An 18,233-nucleotide genomic window follows, 5' to 3' on the forward strand; every position below is an offset into this window, starting at 1 on the left:
GGGCCCTTCTGCGGAGCTGAGTACAGGCCTGGCCCGGGGCCTTTGCAAAATGCCTTTGCAAAATGCCTTTGCAAAATGGATGCAACAGCGCCGCGTACCGGCCGTGCTCCTGCCTTCGCAGGAGCACGGTGGAGACTTTTGCAAAGGTCCCGCCTCGACCCGGGGTGACGGAAGTATCACCGCGCCTTCTTCATGATCCAGCCGATGCTGGCGCCGCCCGGCGGCGCGTGGCCGGGGACGACGATCTGGCGGATCGTGACCAGCCGGCCGAGCGGATCGCTCCACAGGCTTTCCTCGATCGCCAGCGTCTCGCCCTTGGTGCGGAAGTGCCAGAAGGCGCCGCCGGGGGTCCGCAGCATCGCCGCTTGTCCGTCCGCGGTCGCCACCGCCTCCACCCCGGGGCCGAGGTGGAAGCGCAGCGAGAAGGGCGTGCCGCTGCCGCTGCCGCGACGGTGCCAGCCGCTGCGCTCGACCGGCAGGAGCGAATCCTCCCCGCGCAGCTCGCGCCCGTCGCCGGTCAGCAGCAGCTGGCGGCGATGGTGGAAGCCGTGGTGGCGGGCATAGCCGTCGTGGCGCGCCTCGATCCGGCTGCCGGCCTCCGATTCCTGGCGCGACAGCTCGACCTCGCCGACGCCGCGCCCCAGCGTGCCGTCGGGGTTGATCGCGGTGGAATTGGTGTCGGCGACCACCAGCGTGGAATGCGCCGCGGTGGTGCGCAGCCCGGTCGCGAGCGAGGGCGACACCCGCACCCCGGCATGGCGCGCCCCGCCGCAATTGACCACCAGCCGCTCCGCACCGTCGGAGAACTCGAACGCCAGCGTCGAGGCGCAGCCGCCGTCGGCGACCTCCGCGGTGGGGGGCGGGGCGGCGTCCATGACGACGATCGCGGCGCCCGCGGCCAGCCGCTGATAGCCCCATTCGCGCGACTGGCGCAGCGGGCGGCCATAGGCGCCGCTGGCGAGCAGCACGTCGTTGATATGCCCCGCGCCCAGCGGCAGCCCGCCCTGCCAGCTCGACAGCCCGCCGTCGCCCATCACGGTGCCCAGCAGCGCGGGCGTCATCCGCGTCATTGCGCGCTGGATCGCGTCGGGCAGCGGCTGGCGGCGCGCGTCATAGGCGGCACGTAGCGTCCCGATGAGCGCCAGTGCGTCGAGCAGCGCGGCGGGGGATCGGGTGACGATGCCGCCGTCCTCCGACAGAGCGGTCGCCAGCGCGCGCTGGAACCCGGCCTCGCCGAAGGTGAGCCGCGTCTCGCCCGCCGGGATCAGCAGCCCGGCGACGATGACCCCGGCCCAGGCGGAGAGCCGCGGGGTGCCGGGCGTCGCCTTGTCGGCGGTGCGATCGAGGTGACGCGCGGCGCGCGCGATGCCGTTGAGCAGTCGCGAGCGGAAGATGAGGTCGGTCGAGGACAGCAGCAGCGCGGCGTGGAAGATCCAGTTCACCAGCCGTGCGGCGGTCACGTCGGGGCGCCAGGCCGGATCGGACACGCGATCGGCATGCGCGGCGAGCCAGCGCGCGGTCAGCCCCTCCGCCACCGGCACGGTGCGCGCCCGGTCGCCGACCGCATCCAGATCGCGCAGCCACGCGAAGCCGTGGACATAGTCGGTGAACGCCGACGTGTCCGACAGCCGCGCCATGTCGAGCTTGTCGAGCGCCACGCGCTCGCCGCCGCCGACGATCCAGCCATCGAGCAGCGCCTGTCCCGCCCCGGCGTCGCCGGGCAGGGGATCGACCGGGGTCGCGATCAGCCGGATCGGGTGGCGCCCGTCGAGGCGGCGGTCGTGGAGCGGGGTGCGCCACGTCAGCCGCTCGAAATATTGCGCGATCCGGTGGGTGAGCGACAGCGCGCCGTGCGGCGCGACCTTGATGAGGCGCTTGCCCTGATCGATACCGTCGGCGGCGGGGCTGTCGGGAGCGGGGTCGCTCATCCCCCGCGCAACGCCCGGATGTTCCCGGCGTATTCTTCCGCGCCGCCGCGGAAGGTGGCGGTGCCCGCGACCAGCGCGTCGGCGCCCGCCTCGATACACTGACGCGCGGTGGTGACGTCGACACCGCCGTCGACCTCCAGATCGATGTCGCGGCCGGACTGGTCGATCAGCTTGCGGATCGCGGCGATCTTCCTGAGCTGGCCGGGGATGAAATGCTGCCCGCCGAAGCCGGGATTGACGCTCATCACCAGCACCAGGTCGACCATGTCGATCAGATAGTCGAGCATCTTGGCGGGGGTGCCGGGGTTCAGCACCACGCCCGCGCGCTTGCCCAGCCCCTTGATATGCTGGAGCGTGCGGTGGATGTGCGGCCCCGCCTCCGGGTGGACGGTGATCGTGTCCGCGCCCGCCTCCGCGAAGGCGTCGAGATAGGCGTCGACGGGGGAGATCATCAGATGGACGTCGAACGGCTTCGTCGTGTGCGGGCGCAGCGCCTTCACGACCGCGGGGCCGATCGTGATATTGGGGACGAAATGGCCGTCCATGACGTCGACATGGATCCAGTCCGCGCCGGCGGCGTCGATGGCGCGCACCTCCTCGCCCAGTCTGGCGAAATCGGCGGACAGGATGGACGGCGCGATGCGGACGGGCTTGGTCATGATGCGCTGTCCCTTATCGCGTGATGTGCGCAAGGTGAACCGGCGTGTTGTGTCGTTTCCCGGCGTTCGCCGCGGAACGGATCACCCCGTGCGGCGGACCCGCGCGATGAAGAAGCCGTCGCAGCCGCCGGCGTCCTCCAGCGTGCCGGGGAGGGTGCGGATGCAGCCGCGATCCGTGACGGGGATGCCGGGGGGCAGTTCGCCATCCTGCGGCGGCGCGAGCGCGAAGTCGCCGTGCCGGGCGAGGAAGCGGTCGAGCTGCTCCTCGCCCTCCGCCGGTTCCAGCGAACAGGTGGCGTAGACGAGCGTCCCCCCCGGCGCGACCGCATCGGCGGCGCGCGCGAGGATGCGCGCCTGAAGCTCCGCCATGTCGGCGACGATGCCGGGGTGCGCGCGGTACAGCACGTCGGGGTGACGGCGGAAGATGCCGGTCGCGCTGCACGGCGCATCGACCAGCACCGCGGGGGCGGGGGCATCGGGCCGCCAGTCGAGGACATCGGCGATGGCGATGGCGAACGGCAGCGCCATGCGGTCGCGGTTCTCGCGAAGTCGCGCGGCGCGACTTTCCGACGCATCGACCGCGGTCACGCGCCAGCCGGCGGCGGCCAGCTGGAGCGTCTTTCCCCCCGGGGCGGCGCACAGGTCGAGCGCGATGCCATCGCCGCGCCCCAGCAGGCGCGCGGGGAGCGAGGCGGCGATGTCCTGCACCCAGAAGGCGCCGTCGTCGTAGCCGGGAAGCGCGGCGATGTCGGTCCCGGCGGGGACGCGGCGGTGCGCCGGGGCGAGCGAGGGGGCGTCGATGCCGTCCCAGCCGGCGTCGCGCAGGCTGAGGTCGATCGGCGGCGGCGCGGCGATGGCGCGGGCGGCGGCGTCCACCATGCCGTCGCCCCAGGCGGCGCGCCAGCGCTGCGCGACATCGGCGGGGAGCGTCGGCACCTCGGGCAGCGATGCCTCCGCACGCATCAGCGTGCCGAAGACGCCGTGGACCAGCTTGCGCGGGCCACCGTCGACCAGCGGCAGGACGGTGCTGATCGCGGCATGCGGCGGGGTGCCGAGCGACAGCGCCTGGACGAGCGCGATGCGCAGCGCGAAGCGCGCCTTGGCATCGTCGGGCAGCCGCTGGCGGGTGGCGCCGTCGATCAGCGCGTCGAGATCGGGGAGGCGGCGCAGCGTCTCCGCCGCGATGGCGTGCGCGAGGCCCCGGTCGGGGCCGCCGTGGAGCGCGCGGGTCGCCATGGGCAGCGCGGCCTCGAGCGCCTCGCCGCGGCGCAGGACGGCGTCGAGCAGGCGCAGCGCGGCGCGGCGGGCGGGGGTGCCGAGCGGATCGGGGCCGCCCTTCACGTGGCCGCGGGTTGGTTGCGGGCGGGCCACGTCAGGCGAGCGGATCGAGCGCGCTGGAACGTCGGCGGGTGACGGGCACGGAAGCGGAGGGAGCAGGGGGGGCGGAGGGGGCAGGGGAGGTCATCCCCATCTCCTGCGCGATGGCGGCCAGCGCGGCAATGCGGTTGTCGGTGTCGGGGTGGGTCGAGAACAGGCTGTCGCCCGATCGGCCGGGGACGATGTACAGCTGCTGCGCGGCGGGGATGCGCGCCGCCGTCGCGCCGGGGATCATGCTGGCGCCGCGTTGCAGCTTGGCCAGCGCGCTGGCGAGCGCGCGCGGATCGCCGCTGATCTCCGCGCCCGCCCGGTCGGCGCCATATTCGCGCGTGCGGCTGATCGCCATCTGGACGATCATCGCGGCGAACGGCGCGACCAGGACCGCCAGGATACCGGCCCAGCCGGGGCCGCGTCCCTCTCCACCACGAAAGAACAGCCCGACATTGGCGAGCATCGATACCGCCCCCGCAATCGTCGCCACCATCGTCATGATGAGCGTGTCGCGGTTGCGGACATGGCCCAGCTCGTGCGCCATCACGCCCGCGATCTCCTCGCGCGTCAGCAGGTCGAGCAGCCCGGTGGTGGCCGCGACCGCCGCATTCTCCGGATTGCGCCCGGTGGCGAAGGCGTTGGGCGAGGGATCGTCGACGATATAGACGCGCGGCATCGGCAGGTTCGCGCGGCGCGCCAGCGCGCGCACCAGCCCCACGAATTCGGGCGCGGTCGCGTCGTCGACCTCGCGCGCATGGTGCATCGACAGCACGATGCGGTCCGCGTTCCAGAAGGTGAAGAGGTTCATGCCGCCCGCGACCAGCAGCGCGATCGTCGCGCCGCCGGCACCGCCCAGCGTATAGCCCAGCGCCATGAACAGGGCGGTGAGCGCGGCGAGGAGCATCGTCGTCTTGAAGCCGTTCATACGCGTCAATATGTGCGTGGACGTCACGCGCTTCAATCGGAGGACCCCATGGGCCAGCGCCCCGACCATGTGAAGCCGCCCGCCTATCTCTCCCCCAACCCGCCGGTGCCCGCGCCGGAGAAGGTGGAGCGCAAGGAGCAGGACCCGCTCGGACGCGACCCGGTGCGCTACGGCGACTGGGAGCTGAAGGGTATCGCGATCGATTTTTGAGGGCGAGCGCACTGCTTCCTTCGTCACCCAGGCCTTGAGCGAGACCTGCGCAAACGGCGTGGACCCGGTGCCGTTGCATCCGTTTTGCAAAGGCCCGGCCTTGAGCCGGGGTCCCGCTCCACACGCGGCGGGCAGAATAAGTGGGACCCCGGGTCAAGCCCGGGGTGACGAAGCGTCGGGGGTGAGGCCTCACTCTTCCCGCAACGGCCGCGCCAGCAGCGCGTCGATCACGCCGCGGACGTCCTCGCCGTCCAGCAGGCGGCAGACCGCGTCGGTGATCGGCATCTCCACGCCGGCCGCCAGCGCGACCTCGCGCAGGACCGGCGCGGTGAAGGCCCCTTCCGCGACGGTGCGGCGGTTCGCCAGCAGGTCCGCCGCCGCCTCGCCACGCCCGATCCCCAGGCCCAGCGCGAAGTTGCGCGACGCGGTGGAGGAGCAGGTGAGCACCAGATCGCCCAGCCCCGACAGCCCGGCGAGCGTTTCCGCGCGCGCACCGCGGGCGAGGCCGAAGCGCGTCATCTCCGCAAAGCCGCGTGCGATCAGCGCCGCGCGCGCATTCTGGCCCAGCCCCGCGCCGTCGACCACGCCGCACGCGATCGCGAGCACGTTCTTCACCGCGCCGCCGATCTCCGCGCCGATCACGTCGCCGCTGGCGTAGGGGCGGAAATGCGGCAAAGCGAGGGCGGCGGCGAGCAGCGTGCGGGTCGCCTCGTCCTCCCCCGCCAGCGTCACCGCGGTGGGCAGGCCGCGCGCGACCTCGTGCGCGAAGGTCGGGCCCGACAGCACCAGCACGGGGGAGGCGGGATGCTGCTCCTGCGCCACCTCGCTCATCAGGCGGTGGGTGTGCGCCTCGATCCCCTTGCAACAGACGATCAGCGGCTGGGCGTTGGCGGGCAGCCGCGCCAGCACGCCGCGCATCGCCTGCGCCGGGGTGACGATCAGGTTCGCCGCCGCGTCCGCCGCCTCCGCCAGGTCGGTCGTGGCGCGGATGCCCGCGGACAGCGGGATGCCGGGGAGGTAGGCGGCGTTCTCGTGCGTGGCGTTGATCGCCTCGACCAGCGCGGGGTCGCGTGCCCACAGCCGCACCGCATGCCCGTTGCCGGCGGCGACCTGCGCCAGCGCGGTGCCCCACGCGCCCGCGCCGATGACGCCGATCGCCGCGCTCACGCCTTCACCCCCGCGCCGCGGACCTTCTCCGCGGTCGGGTCGAGCGGCCAGCGCGGGCGCGCGGCGACGTCGAGCGGGTCGGTCAGGCCGGCGGCGAACCGCTCCGCCCCGGCCCAGGCGATCATCGCGGCATTGTCGGTGCACAGCCACGACGGCGGCGCGACGAAGCGCAGGCCGTGCCGGCCGGCGAGCGCGTGCAGCCCGGCGCGCACCGCGCCGTTGGCGGCGACCCCGCCCGCGACGACGAGCGCGGTCGCCTCCGGCGCGCGGACGATCGCGCGCGTCGTGCGGTCGAGCAGGCAGTCGACGACCGCGGCCTGGAAGCTGGCGGCGACGTCGACGGCGGCGTGATCCGGGGCGGCGCGCGCCACCGCGGCCTTCAGCCCCGCGAAGGAGAAATGCGGCTCCGCCGATCCCTTGAGCGGGCGCGGCAGCGGCACCGCCTGCGGATCGCCCTGCGCCGCGGCCTGCTCGACCGCGGGACCGCCGGGGAAGCCGAGGCCCAGGATCTTGGCGGTCTTGTCGAACGCCTCGCCCACCGCATCGTCGATCGTCGTGGCGAGGCGGCGGTAGGCGCCGACCCCCTCCACCAGCAGCAACTGGCAATGCCCGCCCGATACCAGCAGCAGCAGATAGGGGAAGGCGAGGTCGGGGTCGGCCAGTCGCGGGCTGAGCGCATGGCCCTCCAGGTGATTGACCGCGACCAGCGGCTTGCCCGCGGCATGCGCCAGCGCCTTGCCGGTGACGAGCCCGACCATCACCCCGCCGATCAGCCCGGGGCCGGCGGTAGCGGCGACCGCGTCGACATCCGCCAGCGTGACCTTCGCATCGGCGAGCGCGGCGGCGATCAGCGGCTCCAGCACCTCGACGTGCGCGCGCGCGGCGATTTCCGGCACGACGCCGCCGAACGGGCGGTGCGCGGCCTCCTGCCCGGCGAGGCGGTGGGCGAGCACCTGCCGGTCGCCGGTGACGAGCGCGGCGGCGGTTTCGTCGCACGAGGATTCGAGGCCGAGGATGAGCATGGAGCGTATCTAGGGGTTTCGCCCACGGTTCGTCACCCCGGACGTGTTCCGGGGTCCGGGGCGGCGAGCACTTTACGCGCGTCGGCGTGCGGAACCCTGTATGCCGGGACGAGCCCGGCATGACGGGCGGGTGTTGCGGCGGGCCCGCGAAGGCGGCAAGGAGGCGCGCATGTTCCGGCTCGGCACCCGTGGTTCCCCGCTCGCGCTCACCCAGGCGGGGATGGTGCGCGATGCGCTGATGGCGACGCATGGCTGGCCGGACGTCGAGATCGTCGTCATCCGCACCACCGGCGACCGCGTGCAGGACCGCGCGCTGGCGGAGATCGGCGGCAAGGCGCTGTGGACGAAGGAGCTGGACCGCGCGCTGCTCGCCGGGGAGGTCGATGCCTGCGTCCATTCGATGAAGGACGTCGAGACGCTTCGCCCCGATGCGATCGCGATCGCCGCGATCCTGCCGCGCGCGGACGTGCGCGACCGGCTGATCGGGGCCGACGCGATCGACGCGCTGCCGCACGGCGCGACGATCGGCACCAGCAGCCCGCGGCGCGCGGCGCAGGTGCGGCGGCTGCGCCCCGATGTCACGACCACGCTGTTCCGCGGCAATGTCGACACCCGGCTGGGCAAGCTGGCGGCGGGCGAGGTGGATGCGACGCTGCTCGCCGCCGCCGGGCTGGAGCGGCTGGGGCGGCACGATACCGGGGCGGCGATCCCGCTCGACGTGATGCTCCCCGCGCCCGCGCAGGGGGCGGTCGGGATCGAGACGCTGGTGGACGCGGAGGCGCGCGCGCTGGTCGCGGCGATCGACCATGGCGATACGCACCGCGCGGTGGCGGCGGAGCGCGCGTTCCTGGCGGCGTTGCGCGCCGACTGCCACTCGCCGGTCGCGGCGCTGGCGACGGTCGAGGGCGGGGCGCTCAGGCTGCGCGCGCAACTGCTGACCGAGGCGGGGGAGCAGGCGATCGAGGGCGAGGCCGTGGGCGAGGACGGGGTCGAGCTGGGCGCGCGGCTGGCGGGCGATCTGCTCGACCGCGCGCCCGACGCGATCCGGGCGCTGTTCGGTTGAGGCGGGTCGGCTGACCATGGCCCGCCGCGCGCTGGTGCTGCGGCCGGAACCGGGGAATGCGCGCACCTGCGCCGCGTTGCGCGCGGCGGGGGTGGAGGCGGTGGCGCTGCCGCTGTTCGCGGTCGTGCCGCGGCGATGGACGGTGCCCGCCGCGGAGCGGTTCGACGCCCTGCTGCTGACCAGCGCCAATGCGGTGCGCCATGCGGGCGAGGGGATGCAGGCGCTCGCGCACCTGCCGGTCGTCGCGGTGGGTGAGGCGACCGCGGCGGCGGCGCGGGCGGCGGGGCTGAGCGTCGCGGTCACGGGGGACGGCGATGCGGCGCGGGCGGTGGCCTTGGCCGCGCGCTACCCCCGGCTGCTCCACCTGGCGGGGCGCGACCGGGTGGCCGCGCCGGGGGTGGAGGCGGTGACGGTCTATGCCAGCGAGCGGGTCGCCGTACCCGGTGACGCCATGGCGGCGGCACGGGGGGCGGTGGTGCTGCTCCACTCGCGGCGCGCGGCGACGCGGTTCGTGGCCATGCTGGGGGCGGTGCCGCGCGCGAGCGTCCGGGTCGTCGCCCTGTCGCCGGCGGTCGCGGACGTGCTGGGGGCGGGGTGGGACAGCGTGACGGTCGCCGCGCGGCCCGGCGATGCGGCGATGGTCGAGGCGGCGGCGCGCGTCGCGATTGACCCGTGACCGCGGTCGCGGGATAAGCGACGTGATGACCGATTTCTCCGGCACGCCGCGTGGCCCCTCACGTCCCCGGATCGGTCCGGTGCTGGCGATCGCCATCGTCGCGTTCGTGATCGGGCTGGGGCTGATGGCCTATGCGGTCCGCAACACGCCCGGTTTCTTCGTCCGCTCCGGCACGCCCTCCCCGACGCCCTCGCCCGCCGCCGCGCCGACCCTGGCGGCCGCGGCGGCGGGCAGCGCCGATCTGGATACGCTGGCGCTGCGCGAGGCCGCGCTGGCCGCGCAGATCGCCAATCTGGAGGCGCGCGTGGCGCGCACCGATGGCGACAGCGCGCAGGCGGCGGCGCGCGCCGGCCGCGCGGAGGCGATCCTGACCGCCTTCGCCGCGCGCCGTGCGATCGATCGCGGGGCGGGGCTGGGCTATCTGGAGGCGCAACTGCGCGAGCGGTTCGGCCCGACACTGCCCAACGACGTCAACGCGGTGATCCGCGCCGCGCGCGCCCCGGTGACGCTGGAGGACCTGCGCGAGGGGCTGAACGGTGCCGCGCCCGTGCTGCTGTCGCAGCGCAGCGACTGGTGGGCCGGCATCGGCAGCGAGTTGCGCAGCCTGATCGTGATCCACCGTGCGGGCACGCCCTCGCCCCTGCCGTCCGACCGGCTGGCGCGCGCGCGGCGCATGATCGACATGGGCAATGTCGACGGTGCGCTGGGCGAGGTGCGCCGGCTGCCCGGCGCGGGCGACGCGGATGGCTGGATCGCGGCGGCGCGGCGCTGGATCGCGGCCCGCCGCGCGCTCGATACGCTGGAGGCGGCGGCGATCACCGGCGCGATCGCGCCGCCCAGGGTGATGGGGGCGCCCGCGATGCCGGCACCCGCGCCGTCGCCGAGCGCCGAGCCGGAGGATCAGGGACTGTTCTGATCGTCGCGGTGTGGGGATGGGGTGGGGCGGAGTGTCCCACCCGGCTCAATCTGCTCCACGCGCAGGGCATCGGCATATCGCCGCATCCCGGCGAAGGCCGGACCTCTGCAAAACCGCCGGGACGGATCCTCACAAGCGCCGTGCTCCTGCGCAGGCAGGAGCCCACAGCCAGGCAGAACAACGCCTGATGGGACCTGCAACCCTGGGCTCCTGCCTGCGCAGGAGCACCGCACCGTCTTTCACAAAGGTTCCGCGAGGACCGGGGCCCGGTGGTCCTGGATTGGGGGATTCTGGTATCCGTCCCGGGTGACGGGGTCCTCGGGGCTCGCGGCGGTGAGATGCACGACGGTCCCCGCGCGGGAAGGACCTACGCCGCGAGCGGCCGTGCGGCGTCGATCAGCAGGACGGGAACGCCGTCGCGGACCGGATAGGCGAGACGCGCGGCGTCCGACACCAGCTCCCCCGCCGCTTCGTCCCACCGCAGCGGCGTGCGGGTCAGCGGGCAGACCAGCCGTTCGAGCAGCCACGGATCGAGGGCGCTCACTGCAACGTCACCCGGTCCTCGCCGCCGTGGCGACTGAAGAATTGCATCAGCTGGACCAGCTGGTCGGCGCGCGTCGCGATGTCGGGCGCCTCCAGCAGCGCCTGCTTCGCGGCGACGTCGAACGGGGCGATCTGCGCGATGCCGTTGACCAGGCTCATGTCGTCGAGCCGCCCGACCGCATCCCAGTCGACCGCATAGCCCTGCGCCTCGGCGAAGCGGCGCGACTCCAGTTCCAGCGACGATCGCGCGCCCAGCGCCAGTACCTCGTCCACCGGCGACGGGATCAGCATCGCCTCGACCTGGCGGAAGGCGGTGGTGACGTCGAGTTCCTCGATCACGCGGAACAGCGACAGCCCCTCCAGGATCAGGTTGTAGCGGCCGTCCTCCATCGCCTCCACCTCGGCGACGCGCCCGACGCAGCCGATGTCGAATAGCGCGGGCCGGTCGCGGTCCGGGCTGTCGGGGCGCGGCTGGATCATCGCGATGCGGCGGTCGCGCGCCATCGCGTCCGACACCATCGCCCGGTAGCGCGGCTCGAAGATGTGCAGCGGCAGGTGCAGCCCCGGGAACAGCAAGGCCCCGGGGAGCGGGAACACCGACAGGCGGGTGGTGTCGCCGGGCATCAGCCGAACAGGATCGCCGACAGTCGCCGGCGCTGCGCCGACACCCAAGGATCCTCCAGCCCGACGACCTCGAACAGCTTCAGCAGCTGCTGCCGGGCCGCGCCCTCGTTCCAGTCGCGCTCGCCCTGGACGATGGTCAGGAAATGGTCGGCCGCAGCGTCGCGGTCGCCCGCGGCCATGCGCGCGTTTGCCAGGTCGAAGCGCGCCTGCCAGTCCTGCGGGTTCGCCGCGACGGCGGCCTCCAGCGGGGCGAGATCGTCGACCGCGGGGGCAGAGCGCGCCAGCGCCAGCGCCGATTGCGCGCGCGCGATGTCGGGCAGCTTCGTCAGTTCCTCGGGCAGGGTCGCGATCAACGCCTCCGCGGCGTCGGGATCGCCGAGCGCGATCAGCGCGCGGATGCGACCCGAGAGCACCGCGTGATGATCGGGCGCCATCTCCGACAGCTGGTCGAAGATCGACAGCGCACGCTCGGCATCGCCGTCGGCCAGCACCTGTTCCGCCATCGCGATCAGCGGCTCCAGCTCGGCCTCCTGCGCCTGCGCCTCGCCGGTGACCGGCAGCTGGCGCAGCAGCTGGTCCAGCATGGTGCGCAGCTGTGATTCGGTGCGCGCGGGGGTCAGGTCGGCGACCAGCTGCCCCTGGAACATCGCATAGACGGTCGGGATCGAGCGGATCTGGAATTGGTTGGCGATGAACTGGTTCTTGTCGGTATCGACCTTGGCCAGCACGACGCCCTTGTCGGCGTAATCGGCGGCGACCTTCTCCAAGACCGGCGCCAGCGCCTTGCAGGGGCCGCACCATTCGGCCCAGAAATCGATGATGACGAGCCGGGTCATCGACGGTTCGACGACCTCGGCGCGGAAGGTCTGGACGGCTTCCTTCTCCGCCGGTGACATGCCTAGAGTGGCCAAGGGGCGCTCCTGCTTGATGGATGCCCCTTATGTGGGAACGGGGCGGGGGATACAAACCCCCCGCCCCGCGGCCGGTTCACGGGTGACGCGATCAGAAGGCGGCGGTGAGCGAGAAGACCACGCGCGACGCCGCGATCGACCCGCTGCCGTTCTGGCCGCGGCTGAAGCTGGGTTGCAGATAGGCGGACTCGCCGGCGGTGATGTCGGTATCGACATAGGCGACGCCCAGCGTCAGCGGGGTCGACGGGATCGCGTAATCGGCACCGACCAGCCAGTCCCAATAGACGCCGGTCGGGGCGACGCTGGTCGCGAACGGCCCCAGGCCGCGGTTGCCGGCGGAATAGCCGATATGCGCCTTCGCGGTGACGCCGGTATCGGGGATGCCGACCGCGCCGTCGCCCCAGACGTACAGATTGTCGCCCTTCGCGCCGGGACGGTCGTAGACGCCGTTCGCGGCCGACGTGCCGTTGGCGTACCAGGCGCCCAGCGCCTCCTGCTTGGGGGCATAGGCGACGCCCGCGGTCAGGCTGACCGGGCCGGCGGTGCCCGACAGCTTCGCATAAGGCTCGATGAAGTCGGTGTTGTCGAAGCCGCCCGGATACATGTACCAGGTCGCGCCCACGTCCAGCGTGCCGCCCCCGCCGATCGGCGTCTTGTAGCCGGCGATCAGGTCCAGCTCCATGTTGGCGCCGCCGAAGGTGCCCCAGCCCGCGAGGTTCGAGCCCCAGGTGCCGACGTAGAAGCCGCTTTCGTGCGCGACGGTGAAGCCGCCCTGGATCGCCGGGTTGCGATCCGACTGCGACACGCCGCGGAAGCGATAGTCGTTGACGACCGCGACCGAGCCGGAAACCGTGACGGGCTTGGGCGGGGCCTCTTCCTGCGCGGCGGCGGGAACGGCGATGGCGGCCAGCAGAGCTGCCGGGATCAGAGATGCGTACTTCATGGAACCTCCTTTGGATGAGAGGCTCCTCCTGCGTGTGGTCGGCGGTCGCTCTCTCCCGCTGGGGGATGGCGACCGCTCGTCCGCACATCATTGGGTTATTCCGGCTTCGCTGCCGTATTATGTCTGTTTCGTGTCAAAAGATGTCGCTGCACCTGCTCAGTGGCTTCCCGCCGCAAGTGTGGCGATCCGGCCACGCGCGCCGGTGATCTCGACCCGCGTACCCGATGCGCGGCGCCGCTGGAACCAGTCGCGCAGCATCTCCGCGCTGGTGTGATCCACCGCATCGAGTCGCGAGGCGTCGATGCGGACATGGGTGCCGGCGGGGACGCGGTCCAGCGTCTCCGACAGCTTGGGCAGCGTGACGAAGGTCGCGGTGCCGTCGAGCGTGATCGCGTGCGCGTCGCCCTCGCTCGCCTCGAACACCTTCAGCCGCAGCCGGCGCAGGTGCGGAACCAGCTCCAGCATGGTGAGGCCGATGCCGACCAGCACGCCGGTCAGCAGGTCGGTCGCGACCACCATGACGAGCGTCGCGGCCCAGATCGCGACCGGCAGCACGCCATAGTCGCGGAACAGGTGCGTCGCATGCTTCACGCTGACGAGGCGGAAGCCGGTGACGACCAGGATCGCGCCCAGCGCCGCCATCGGGATCGCGGTCAGCACGAACGGCAGCGCCGCGACGAAGCCGAGGATCCAGACGCCGTGGAGGATGGCGGACAGGCGCGTGACCGCCCCCGCCTGCACGTTGGCGGAGGAGCGGACGATCACGCCGGTCATCGGCAGCGCGCCCGCGAAGCCGCACAGCAGATTGCCGACGCCCTGCGCGCGCAGCTCCTTGTTATAGTCGGTGCGGACCCCGGCGTGCATCTTGTCGACCGCAGCGGCCGACAGCAGCGTTTCCGCCGAGGCGATGAACGCGATCGCGACGCCCGCGGCGATGACGGAGGGGTCGAGCAGCCGCATGAAGGCGTTGCCGGTCGGCGGCGTGATCGCGCCGACGATCGAATCGGGGACCTGTACGCGCGCGACCTCGACCCCCAGGATCAGCGACAGGATCGTCCCCGCGACCACGCCGACCAGCGCGCCGGGCAGCAGCTTCATCGAGGCCGGGCGCAGCTTCTCCCATCCCAGCATCGCCGCGATCGTGGCGAGCGCGATCGCGAACGCGAACTCGGTCGCGCGCAGGTCGGACGACAGCCCGAGCAGGCGGCTGGGCGCGGCGGCCAGGTTCTGCAACCCGCTGGGCAGCGGGCGGTGGTCGAACAGGACGTGGAACTGGCCCACGACGATCAGCACGCCGATGCCCGCGAGCATGCCGTGCACCACCGCGGGCGAGATCGCCTTGAACCAGCCGCCCAGCCGGAACACGCCGGCCGCGACCTGTACCGCGCCGGCGAGCACGAGGATCGGGCCGAGCGCGCTCAGTCCCTGGTCGCGCACCAGCTCGTAGACGATGACCGCGAGGCCCGCGGCGGGGCCGCTGACCTGCAACGGCGAGCCCGCCAGCGCCCCGACGATGATGCCGCCGATGATGCCGGTGATGAGCCCCTTCTCCGCGGGCACGCCGGAGGCGATCGCGATCCCCATGCAGAGCGGCATGGCGACGAGGAAGACGACGATCGATGCGGTGATGTCGCGCCCCAGGAACTGGAGGCGGGGGATCGATACGCCCGGCCGATCGGCCGGTGCGAGCGGTAGCGGTTCGGCAGCGGCGGCGGTCACGGGCAAGACTCCTGCGAGCAATCTTCCGGCAGTAGGACTCGCCGATTGCTGTGTCCGCGCAGGTTTGTGTTGTTTCGTTGCTTGGGGACGGCGGCGGCCGCCCCACCCTCCCGACGTCACACCGGGTCAGGCCCGGGGCGACGACGACACGTGCTGGACCCGCCCCGTGTGCGGCAGCACGATCTGCGCGCACAGACCGCCCTCGCGCCGGTTGGCGAGCGTCAGCGTGCCGCCCTCGGTCGCGACCGCCAGCTGGACGATCGGCAGCCCCAGCCCGAACCCCACCGTATCGCGCCCGCGCGCCGGGTCGAGCCGCACGAAGGGTTCGAGCACATGCTCCAGCTCGTCGTCGGGGATGCCGGGGCCGTCGTCCTCCACGCGGATGGTGAGCGTCTCGCCGCCGGGGATCAGCGTGATCGTCACGCGCTCGCCGTAATGAAGCGCGTTGTCGACCAGGTTCATCAGCGCGCGCTTGAAGCCGATGCGGCGGACGCGCCACTCGCAATGGTCCGGCCCGACATAGGCCGCGTCGCGCCCGCGGTCCTGCGCATCGTCGGCCAGCGTCGCGCACATCACCGCCAGATCGACCGACGTCGGGCGCTCCGGATCGGCGTCGCCGCCCAGGAAGGCGAGCAGCGACGTAATCATCGCCTCCATCTCCTCGACATCGTGGACGATCGCATCCCGCGTCTCGTCCGCGTCGAGCGCCTCGATACGCAAGTGGAGCCGCGCGAGCGGGGTGCGCAGGTCGTGACCGACCGCCGCCAGCGCCTGCGTGCGCCCCGCGATCAGCGCCTGGATGCGGTCCTGCATGCGGTTGAACGCGGTGACGACGCGGCGCACCTCGCCGGGGCCATCCTCCTCGACCGGGACGACCGCACCCCCCATCCCACCGCGACCCACCTGCTCGGCGGCGACCGCGAGCCGGCGCAGCGGCAGGAAGGCGCGCCGCAGCAGCACGCCGCCCAGCACCATCAGCGCGATCGCGGGGATCAGCGCCAGCGCGATCCGCTCGAACGCCAGGTTGATGTTCGCCACCGGCTCCAGCGTGCGGAAGTACAGCCAGCTGCCGTCCGCCAGCCGCAGCCCGCCCGCCACGACCGAGCTGCGCCCCGGCGATTGCAGCCGCACGCGCAGGTCAGAGCCCTTGAGCGACGGCTCCCATTCGACGATCTGGCGTCGCATCTCGTTCAGCGAGGGCGAGATGCGCGGCGGCTCGGGCAGCGCCATGCTCCATTGCAGCGCATAGCGATCGGTGGTCAGCTCGGCCGCCATCGCCGGACGCTGCGCCGGCGCGCGCTCGTTCATCAGGCGGCGGCTGATGACCAGATGCTCGGCCAGCCGGTGCGCCTCGTCGTCGCGGACGGCGAAGCTGCTGGCGCGCTCGTAGAGAAGCGTGCTGGTGCCGAATTCGATCAGCAGCGTCAGCAGCAGGATCGCGACGACCTGTCCCAGCAGGCCGATCGCGGGACGCCTGAAACGGGTCAAACGCGCTCCACCGGGGCGTTGAGCATATAGCCGACGCCGCGCACCGTGACGATCGGCGCCGGCGCGCCCGCGCTCCCCAGCTTGCGACGCAGCCGGCTGATGAGCACGTCGATCGAGCGGTCGGAGCTGTCGCCCAGGCGCGTGCGCGACAGCTCGATCAACCGCTCGCGCGCGATGACGCGCTGCGCATGGTCGGCCAGCACCACCAGCAGGTCGAACTCCGCCCCCGTCAGGTCGACGATCGCGCCGGTGGGCGACGCCAGCTCGCGCCGCGGCAGGTTCACGGTCCAGCCGTCGAAGGTGAGCATCCCCTGGTCGCCCGCGCCCGCGCGGCGATCGAGCGCGGGGCGGCGCAGCACCGCGCGCACCCGCGCCACCAGCTCGCGCGTGCCGAACGGCTTGGCGATATAATCGTCCGCGCCCAGCTCCAGCCCGACGACGCGGTCGGTCTCGCTGGCGCGCGCCGACATGAAGATGATCGGCACGTCGCTCTTCTGCCGCAGCGACCGGCACAGGTCGATCCCGCTGGTGCCGGGCAGCATGATGTCGAGCAGGACGAGATCGACCGGCCCCGAATCGAGCGCCAGCCACATTTCCGGCGCGGCGGAGGCGGGGCGGACGGTGAAGCCGTTCTCCTGCAGCGCGCGCGCGGTCAACATGCGGAGCGAGGGATCGTCCTCGACGAGCAGGATCGTAGGGGCGGTCATGGCGATGGAGGTAGAGTCGCCGTTGATCCGGGTCAACGTGGGGCGGCGCGCCAGAAAAAACGTGTCACACGGGGCAAAGGGGGGTTGCGGGGGTCCGGACACGCTGCTAGTGGCCGCGCCTCACCCAGCCGGTCCCTCGAAAGAGGCACCGACTTCGGCGCCAGAGCGGGCGTAGCTCAGGGGTAGAGCACAACCTTGCCAAGGTTGGGGTCGAGGGTTCGAATCCCTTCGCCCGCTCCAGCGGTCTCGCTGAAATAGCGAGGCTATTTCAGCTTCCCGGAGACAGCACGGCCGGCGGTGCGCAAGCACCGTCCGACGACGCGGCTTTGCCGCGGCGGGCACCTGCCCGCCGAGCGCCCGCGCTTCCCGACTGAACCCGGCCTCCGCGGGACCTTTGCAAAAGGCTTCCCCGTGCTCGTGGGCTCGGTGCTGTTGCGCCCTTCGGCAAAGGTCCCGCCTCAGCCGGGGAACAAGCGCGTGACAGGCGCGGTGGGTGCGTCCACCATCCGCTCCCATGACACCCCCCATCCGAATCGGCATCGGCGGCTGGACCTACGAGCCGTGGCGCGGCACCTTCTATCCGGACAAGCTGCCCGCCAGGCGCGAGCTGGAGCATGCCAGCCGCGCCGTTACCGCGATCGAGGTGAACGGCACCTTCTACTCCTCGTTCAAGCCGGCGACCTTCGCCACCTGGCGCGACACCGCGCCGGACGGCTTCGTCTTTGCGTTGAAGGCGTCGCGCTATTGCGTGTCGCGCAAGGTGCTGGGCGAGGCGGGGGAGTCGGTGCAGCGCTTCGTCGGGCAGGGGATCGTCGAGCTGGGCGACAAGCTGGGCCCGATCCTGTGGCAGCTGCCCGCGACGAAGAAGTTCGACGCCGGGGAGATCGCGGCGTTCCTCGCCCTGTTGCCGGCGACGCAGGACGGCGTCGCGCTGCGCCACGCGATCCAGGTGCGGCACGAAACCTTTGCGGTGCCCGGGTTCGTTGCGCTGTGCCGCGCGGCGGGGGTGGCGATCGTCCATGGCGATGCGGCGGACTATCCCGCGCTGGCGGATGTGTCGGGCGACCTGGTCTATGCGCGGCTGGAGAAGGCGCGCGAGGACGTGGAGACCGGCTACGACGCGGGCGAGCTGGACCGCTGGGCCGACGTCGCGCGTGGCTGGGCGGCGGGGAAGTCGCCCGCGGGGCTGCCCTATGCCGCCGAGCCGGCGCCGGTGCGCCCGCGCGATGTGTTCGTCTTCTTCATCAACGGCGCGAAGGTGCGCGCACCGCACGGCGCGATGGCGCTGATCGAGCGGGTGGGGCGGTAGCGGCACCCAAATTTTTGAGGGTAGCTGATCGGGCGGGCGCGACGTAGCGCGTGGT

Annotated in this window: 18 protein-coding genes and 1 tRNA gene; 6 read left to right on the forward strand and 13 right to left on the reverse strand. The window is 72.6% G+C overall.

All coding sequences use genetic code 11. The features are described from left to right. Window positions 1–176: 176 nt before the first annotated feature. The 4 genes from PGN23_RS02125 to PGN23_RS02140 all read right to left on the reverse strand — a co-directional run bounded on the left by PGN23_RS02125 (window position 177) and on the right by PGN23_RS02140 (window position 4,880). The gene (locus tag PGN23_RS02125; RefSeq protein WP_335301200.1) at window positions 177–1,928 is read right to left on the reverse strand and encodes a heparinase II/III family protein; all 1,752 of its coding nucleotides are present in this window, start codon (window positions 1,926–1,928) and stop codon (window positions 177–179) included. After that, the gene (gene rpe / locus PGN23_RS02130) at window positions 1,925–2,587 is read right to left on the reverse strand and encodes a ribulose-phosphate 3-epimerase (RefSeq protein WP_335301201.1); all 663 of its coding nucleotides are present in this window, start codon (window positions 2,585–2,587) and stop codon (window positions 1,925–1,927) included. Before rpe ends, PGN23_RS02125 begins: the two co-directional genes overlap by 4 nt. 81 nt (window positions 2,588–2,668) lie before the next feature. Next, window positions 2,669–3,958, reverse strand: coding sequence for an RsmB/NOP family class I SAM-dependent RNA methyltransferase (locus tag PGN23_RS02135; protein WP_443019709.1), 1,290 nt, complete (start codon window positions 3,956–3,958; stop codon window positions 2,669–2,671). 1 nt (window position 3,959) lies between these two features. Continuing rightward, window positions 3,960–4,880: a M48 family metalloprotease gene (locus tag PGN23_RS02140; protein WP_335301203.1), complete on the reverse strand. Its 921-nt coding sequence runs from the start codon at window positions 4,878–4,880 to the stop codon at window positions 3,960–3,962. Between the two features lie 48 nt (window positions 4,881–4,928). Here PGN23_RS02140 and PGN23_RS02145 point away from each other — a divergent pair, with 48 nt between their 5' ends. Continuing rightward, entirely contained in the window at window positions 4,929–5,090 is a 162-nt protein-coding gene (locus PGN23_RS02145; protein ID WP_335301204.1) for a DUF1674 domain-containing protein, read from the forward strand. A 189-nt stretch (window positions 5,091–5,279) separates the two neighbouring features. Here the strand turns inward: PGN23_RS02145 and PGN23_RS02150 are convergent, their stop codons facing one another. Next, on the reverse strand, window positions 5,280–6,257 hold the full coding sequence (locus PGN23_RS02150; RefSeq protein ID WP_335301205.1) for an NAD(P)H-dependent glycerol-3-phosphate dehydrogenase: 978 nt from the start codon (window positions 6,255–6,257) through the stop codon (window positions 5,280–5,282). Then, window positions 6,254–7,279: a tRNA (adenosine(37)-N6)-threonylcarbamoyltransferase complex transferase subunit TsaD gene (gene tsaD, locus PGN23_RS02155; protein WP_335301206.1), complete on the reverse strand. Its 1,026-nt coding sequence runs from the start codon at window positions 7,277–7,279 to the stop codon at window positions 6,254–6,256. The genes PGN23_RS02150 and tsaD overlap by 4 nt, the downstream gene beginning before the upstream one ends. Before the next feature lie 169 nt (window positions 7,280–7,448). On the opposite strand from tsaD, the gene hemC reads away from it, so the two are divergent. Genes hemC through PGN23_RS02170 form a run of 3 tightly spaced genes read left to right on the forward strand, consistent with a single transcriptional unit; the run spans window position 7,449 to window position 9,934 of the window. Then, window positions 7,449–8,342 carry a hydroxymethylbilane synthase gene (gene hemC / locus PGN23_RS02160; protein WP_335301207.1) on the forward strand — a complete coding sequence of 298 codons (894 nt, stop codon included), beginning with the start codon at window positions 7,449–7,451 and terminating at the stop codon, window positions 8,340–8,342. A 16-nt stretch (window positions 8,343–8,358) separates the two neighbouring features. Further along, window positions 8,359–9,018 carry a uroporphyrinogen-III synthase gene (locus tag PGN23_RS02165; protein WP_335301208.1) on the forward strand — a complete coding sequence of 220 codons (660 nt, stop codon included), beginning with the start codon at window positions 8,359–8,361 and terminating at the stop codon, window positions 9,016–9,018. Window positions 9,019–9,043: 25 nt separating this feature from the next. Further along, window positions 9,044–9,934, forward strand: a complete 891-nt coding sequence (locus tag PGN23_RS02170) for a hypothetical protein (RefSeq protein ID WP_335301209.1) — start codon at window positions 9,044–9,046, stop codon at window positions 9,932–9,934. Window positions 9,935–10,301: 367 nt separating this feature from the next. On the opposite strand, the gene PGN23_RS02175 is transcribed toward PGN23_RS02170, so the two are convergent. The 7 genes from PGN23_RS02175 to PGN23_RS02205 form a co-directional block, all read right to left on the reverse strand. Further along, entirely contained in the window at window positions 10,302–10,478 is a 177-nt protein-coding gene (locus PGN23_RS02175) for a Trm112 family protein (protein ID WP_335301210.1), read from the reverse strand. Continuing rightward, window positions 10,475–11,101 carry an LON peptidase substrate-binding domain-containing protein gene (locus PGN23_RS02180; protein WP_335301211.1) on the reverse strand — a complete coding sequence of 209 codons (627 nt, stop codon included), beginning with the start codon at window positions 11,099–11,101 and terminating at the stop codon, window positions 10,475–10,477. Before PGN23_RS02180 ends, PGN23_RS02175 begins: the two co-directional genes overlap by 4 nt. Then, the gene (locus PGN23_RS02185) at window positions 11,101–11,997 is read right to left on the reverse strand and encodes a tetratricopeptide repeat protein (RefSeq protein WP_335302055.1); all 897 of its coding nucleotides are present in this window, start codon (window positions 11,995–11,997) and stop codon (window positions 11,101–11,103) included. The genes PGN23_RS02180 and PGN23_RS02185 overlap by 1 nt, the downstream gene beginning before the upstream one ends. A gap of 106 nt (window positions 11,998–12,103) precedes the next feature. Further along, on the reverse strand, window positions 12,104–12,955 hold the full coding sequence (locus PGN23_RS02190; RefSeq protein ID WP_335301212.1) for a TorF family putative porin: 852 nt from the start codon (window positions 12,953–12,955) through the stop codon (window positions 12,104–12,106). 156 nt (window positions 12,956–13,111) lie between these two features. Next, on the reverse strand, window positions 13,112–14,614 hold the full coding sequence (locus PGN23_RS02195) for a SulP family inorganic anion transporter (RefSeq protein ID WP_335302056.1): 1,503 nt from the start codon (window positions 14,612–14,614) through the stop codon (window positions 13,112–13,114). A 186-nt stretch (window positions 14,615–14,800) separates the two neighbouring features. Further along, window positions 14,801–16,162, reverse strand: coding sequence for an ATP-binding protein (locus tag PGN23_RS02200; RefSeq protein WP_335301213.1), 1,362 nt, complete (start codon window positions 16,160–16,162; stop codon window positions 14,801–14,803). Next, window positions 16,159–16,869, reverse strand: coding sequence for a response regulator transcription factor (locus PGN23_RS02205; RefSeq protein ID WP_335301214.1), 711 nt, complete (start codon window positions 16,867–16,869; stop codon window positions 16,159–16,161). Before PGN23_RS02205 ends, PGN23_RS02200 begins: the two co-directional genes overlap by 4 nt. Before the next feature lie 165 nt (window positions 16,870–17,034). Here PGN23_RS02205 and PGN23_RS02210 point away from each other — a divergent pair. Together PGN23_RS02210 and PGN23_RS02215 are read left to right on the forward strand one after the other, a co-directional pair. Beyond that, window positions 17,035–17,109: transfer RNA gene (locus PGN23_RS02210), tRNA-Gly, on the forward strand. A 274-nt stretch (window positions 17,110–17,383) separates the two neighbouring features. Continuing rightward, on the forward strand, window positions 17,384–18,178 hold the full coding sequence (locus PGN23_RS02215) for a DUF72 domain-containing protein (RefSeq protein WP_335301215.1): 795 nt from the start codon (window positions 17,384–17,386) through the stop codon (window positions 18,176–18,178). Window positions 18,179–18,233 lie beyond the last annotated feature (55 nt).

Source organism: Sphingomonas adhaesiva (genome assembly GCF_036946125.1).
Classification (GTDB): Bacteria; Pseudomonadota; Alphaproteobacteria; order Sphingomonadales; family Sphingomonadaceae; genus Sphingomonas; species Sphingomonas adhaesiva_A.

Coding starts and splice junctions, on each gene's coding strand:
- PGN23_RS02190 (WP_335301212.1), bottom strand. CDS start 12,955: ATGAAGTACGCATCTCTGATCCCGGCAGCTCTGCTGGCCGCCATCGCC.
- PGN23_RS02140 (WP_335301203.1), bottom strand. CDS start 4,880: ATGAACGGCTTCAAGACGACGATGCTCCTCGCCGCGCTCACCGCCCTG.
- tsaD (WP_335301206.1), bottom strand. CDS start 7,279: ATGCTCATCCTCGGCCTCGAATCCTCGTGCGACGAAACCGCCGCCGCG.
- PGN23_RS02125 (WP_335301200.1), bottom strand. CDS start 1,928: ATGAGCGACCCCGCTCCCGACAGCCCCGCCGCCGACGGTATCGATCAG.
- PGN23_RS02170 (WP_335301209.1), top strand. CDS start 9,044: ATGACCGATTTCTCCGGCACGCCGCGTGGCCCCTCACGTCCCCGGATC.
- PGN23_RS02180 (WP_335301211.1), bottom strand. CDS start 11,101: ATGCCCGGCGACACCACCCGCCTGTCGGTGTTCCCGCTCCCCGGGGCC.
- rpe (WP_335301201.1), bottom strand. CDS start 2,587: ATGACCAAGCCCGTCCGCATCGCGCCGTCCATCCTGTCCGCCGATTTC.
- PGN23_RS02215 (WP_335301215.1), top strand. CDS start 17,384: ATGACACCCCCCATCCGAATCGGCATCGGCGGCTGGACCTACGAGCCG.
- PGN23_RS02165 (WP_335301208.1), top strand. CDS start 8,359: ATGGCCCGCCGCGCGCTGGTGCTGCGGCCGGAACCGGGGAATGCGCGC.
- PGN23_RS02205 (WP_335301214.1), bottom strand. CDS start 16,869: ATGACCGCCCCTACGATCCTGCTCGTCGAGGACGATCCCTCGCTCCGC.
- hemC (WP_335301207.1), top strand. CDS start 7,449: ATGTTCCGGCTCGGCACCCGTGGTTCCCCGCTCGCGCTCACCCAGGCG.
- PGN23_RS02145 (WP_335301204.1), top strand. CDS start 4,929: ATGGGCCAGCGCCCCGACCATGTGAAGCCGCCCGCCTATCTCTCCCCC.
- PGN23_RS02185 (WP_335302055.1), bottom strand. CDS start 11,997: ATGTCACCGGCGGAGAAGGAAGCCGTCCAGACCTTCCGCGCCGAGGTC.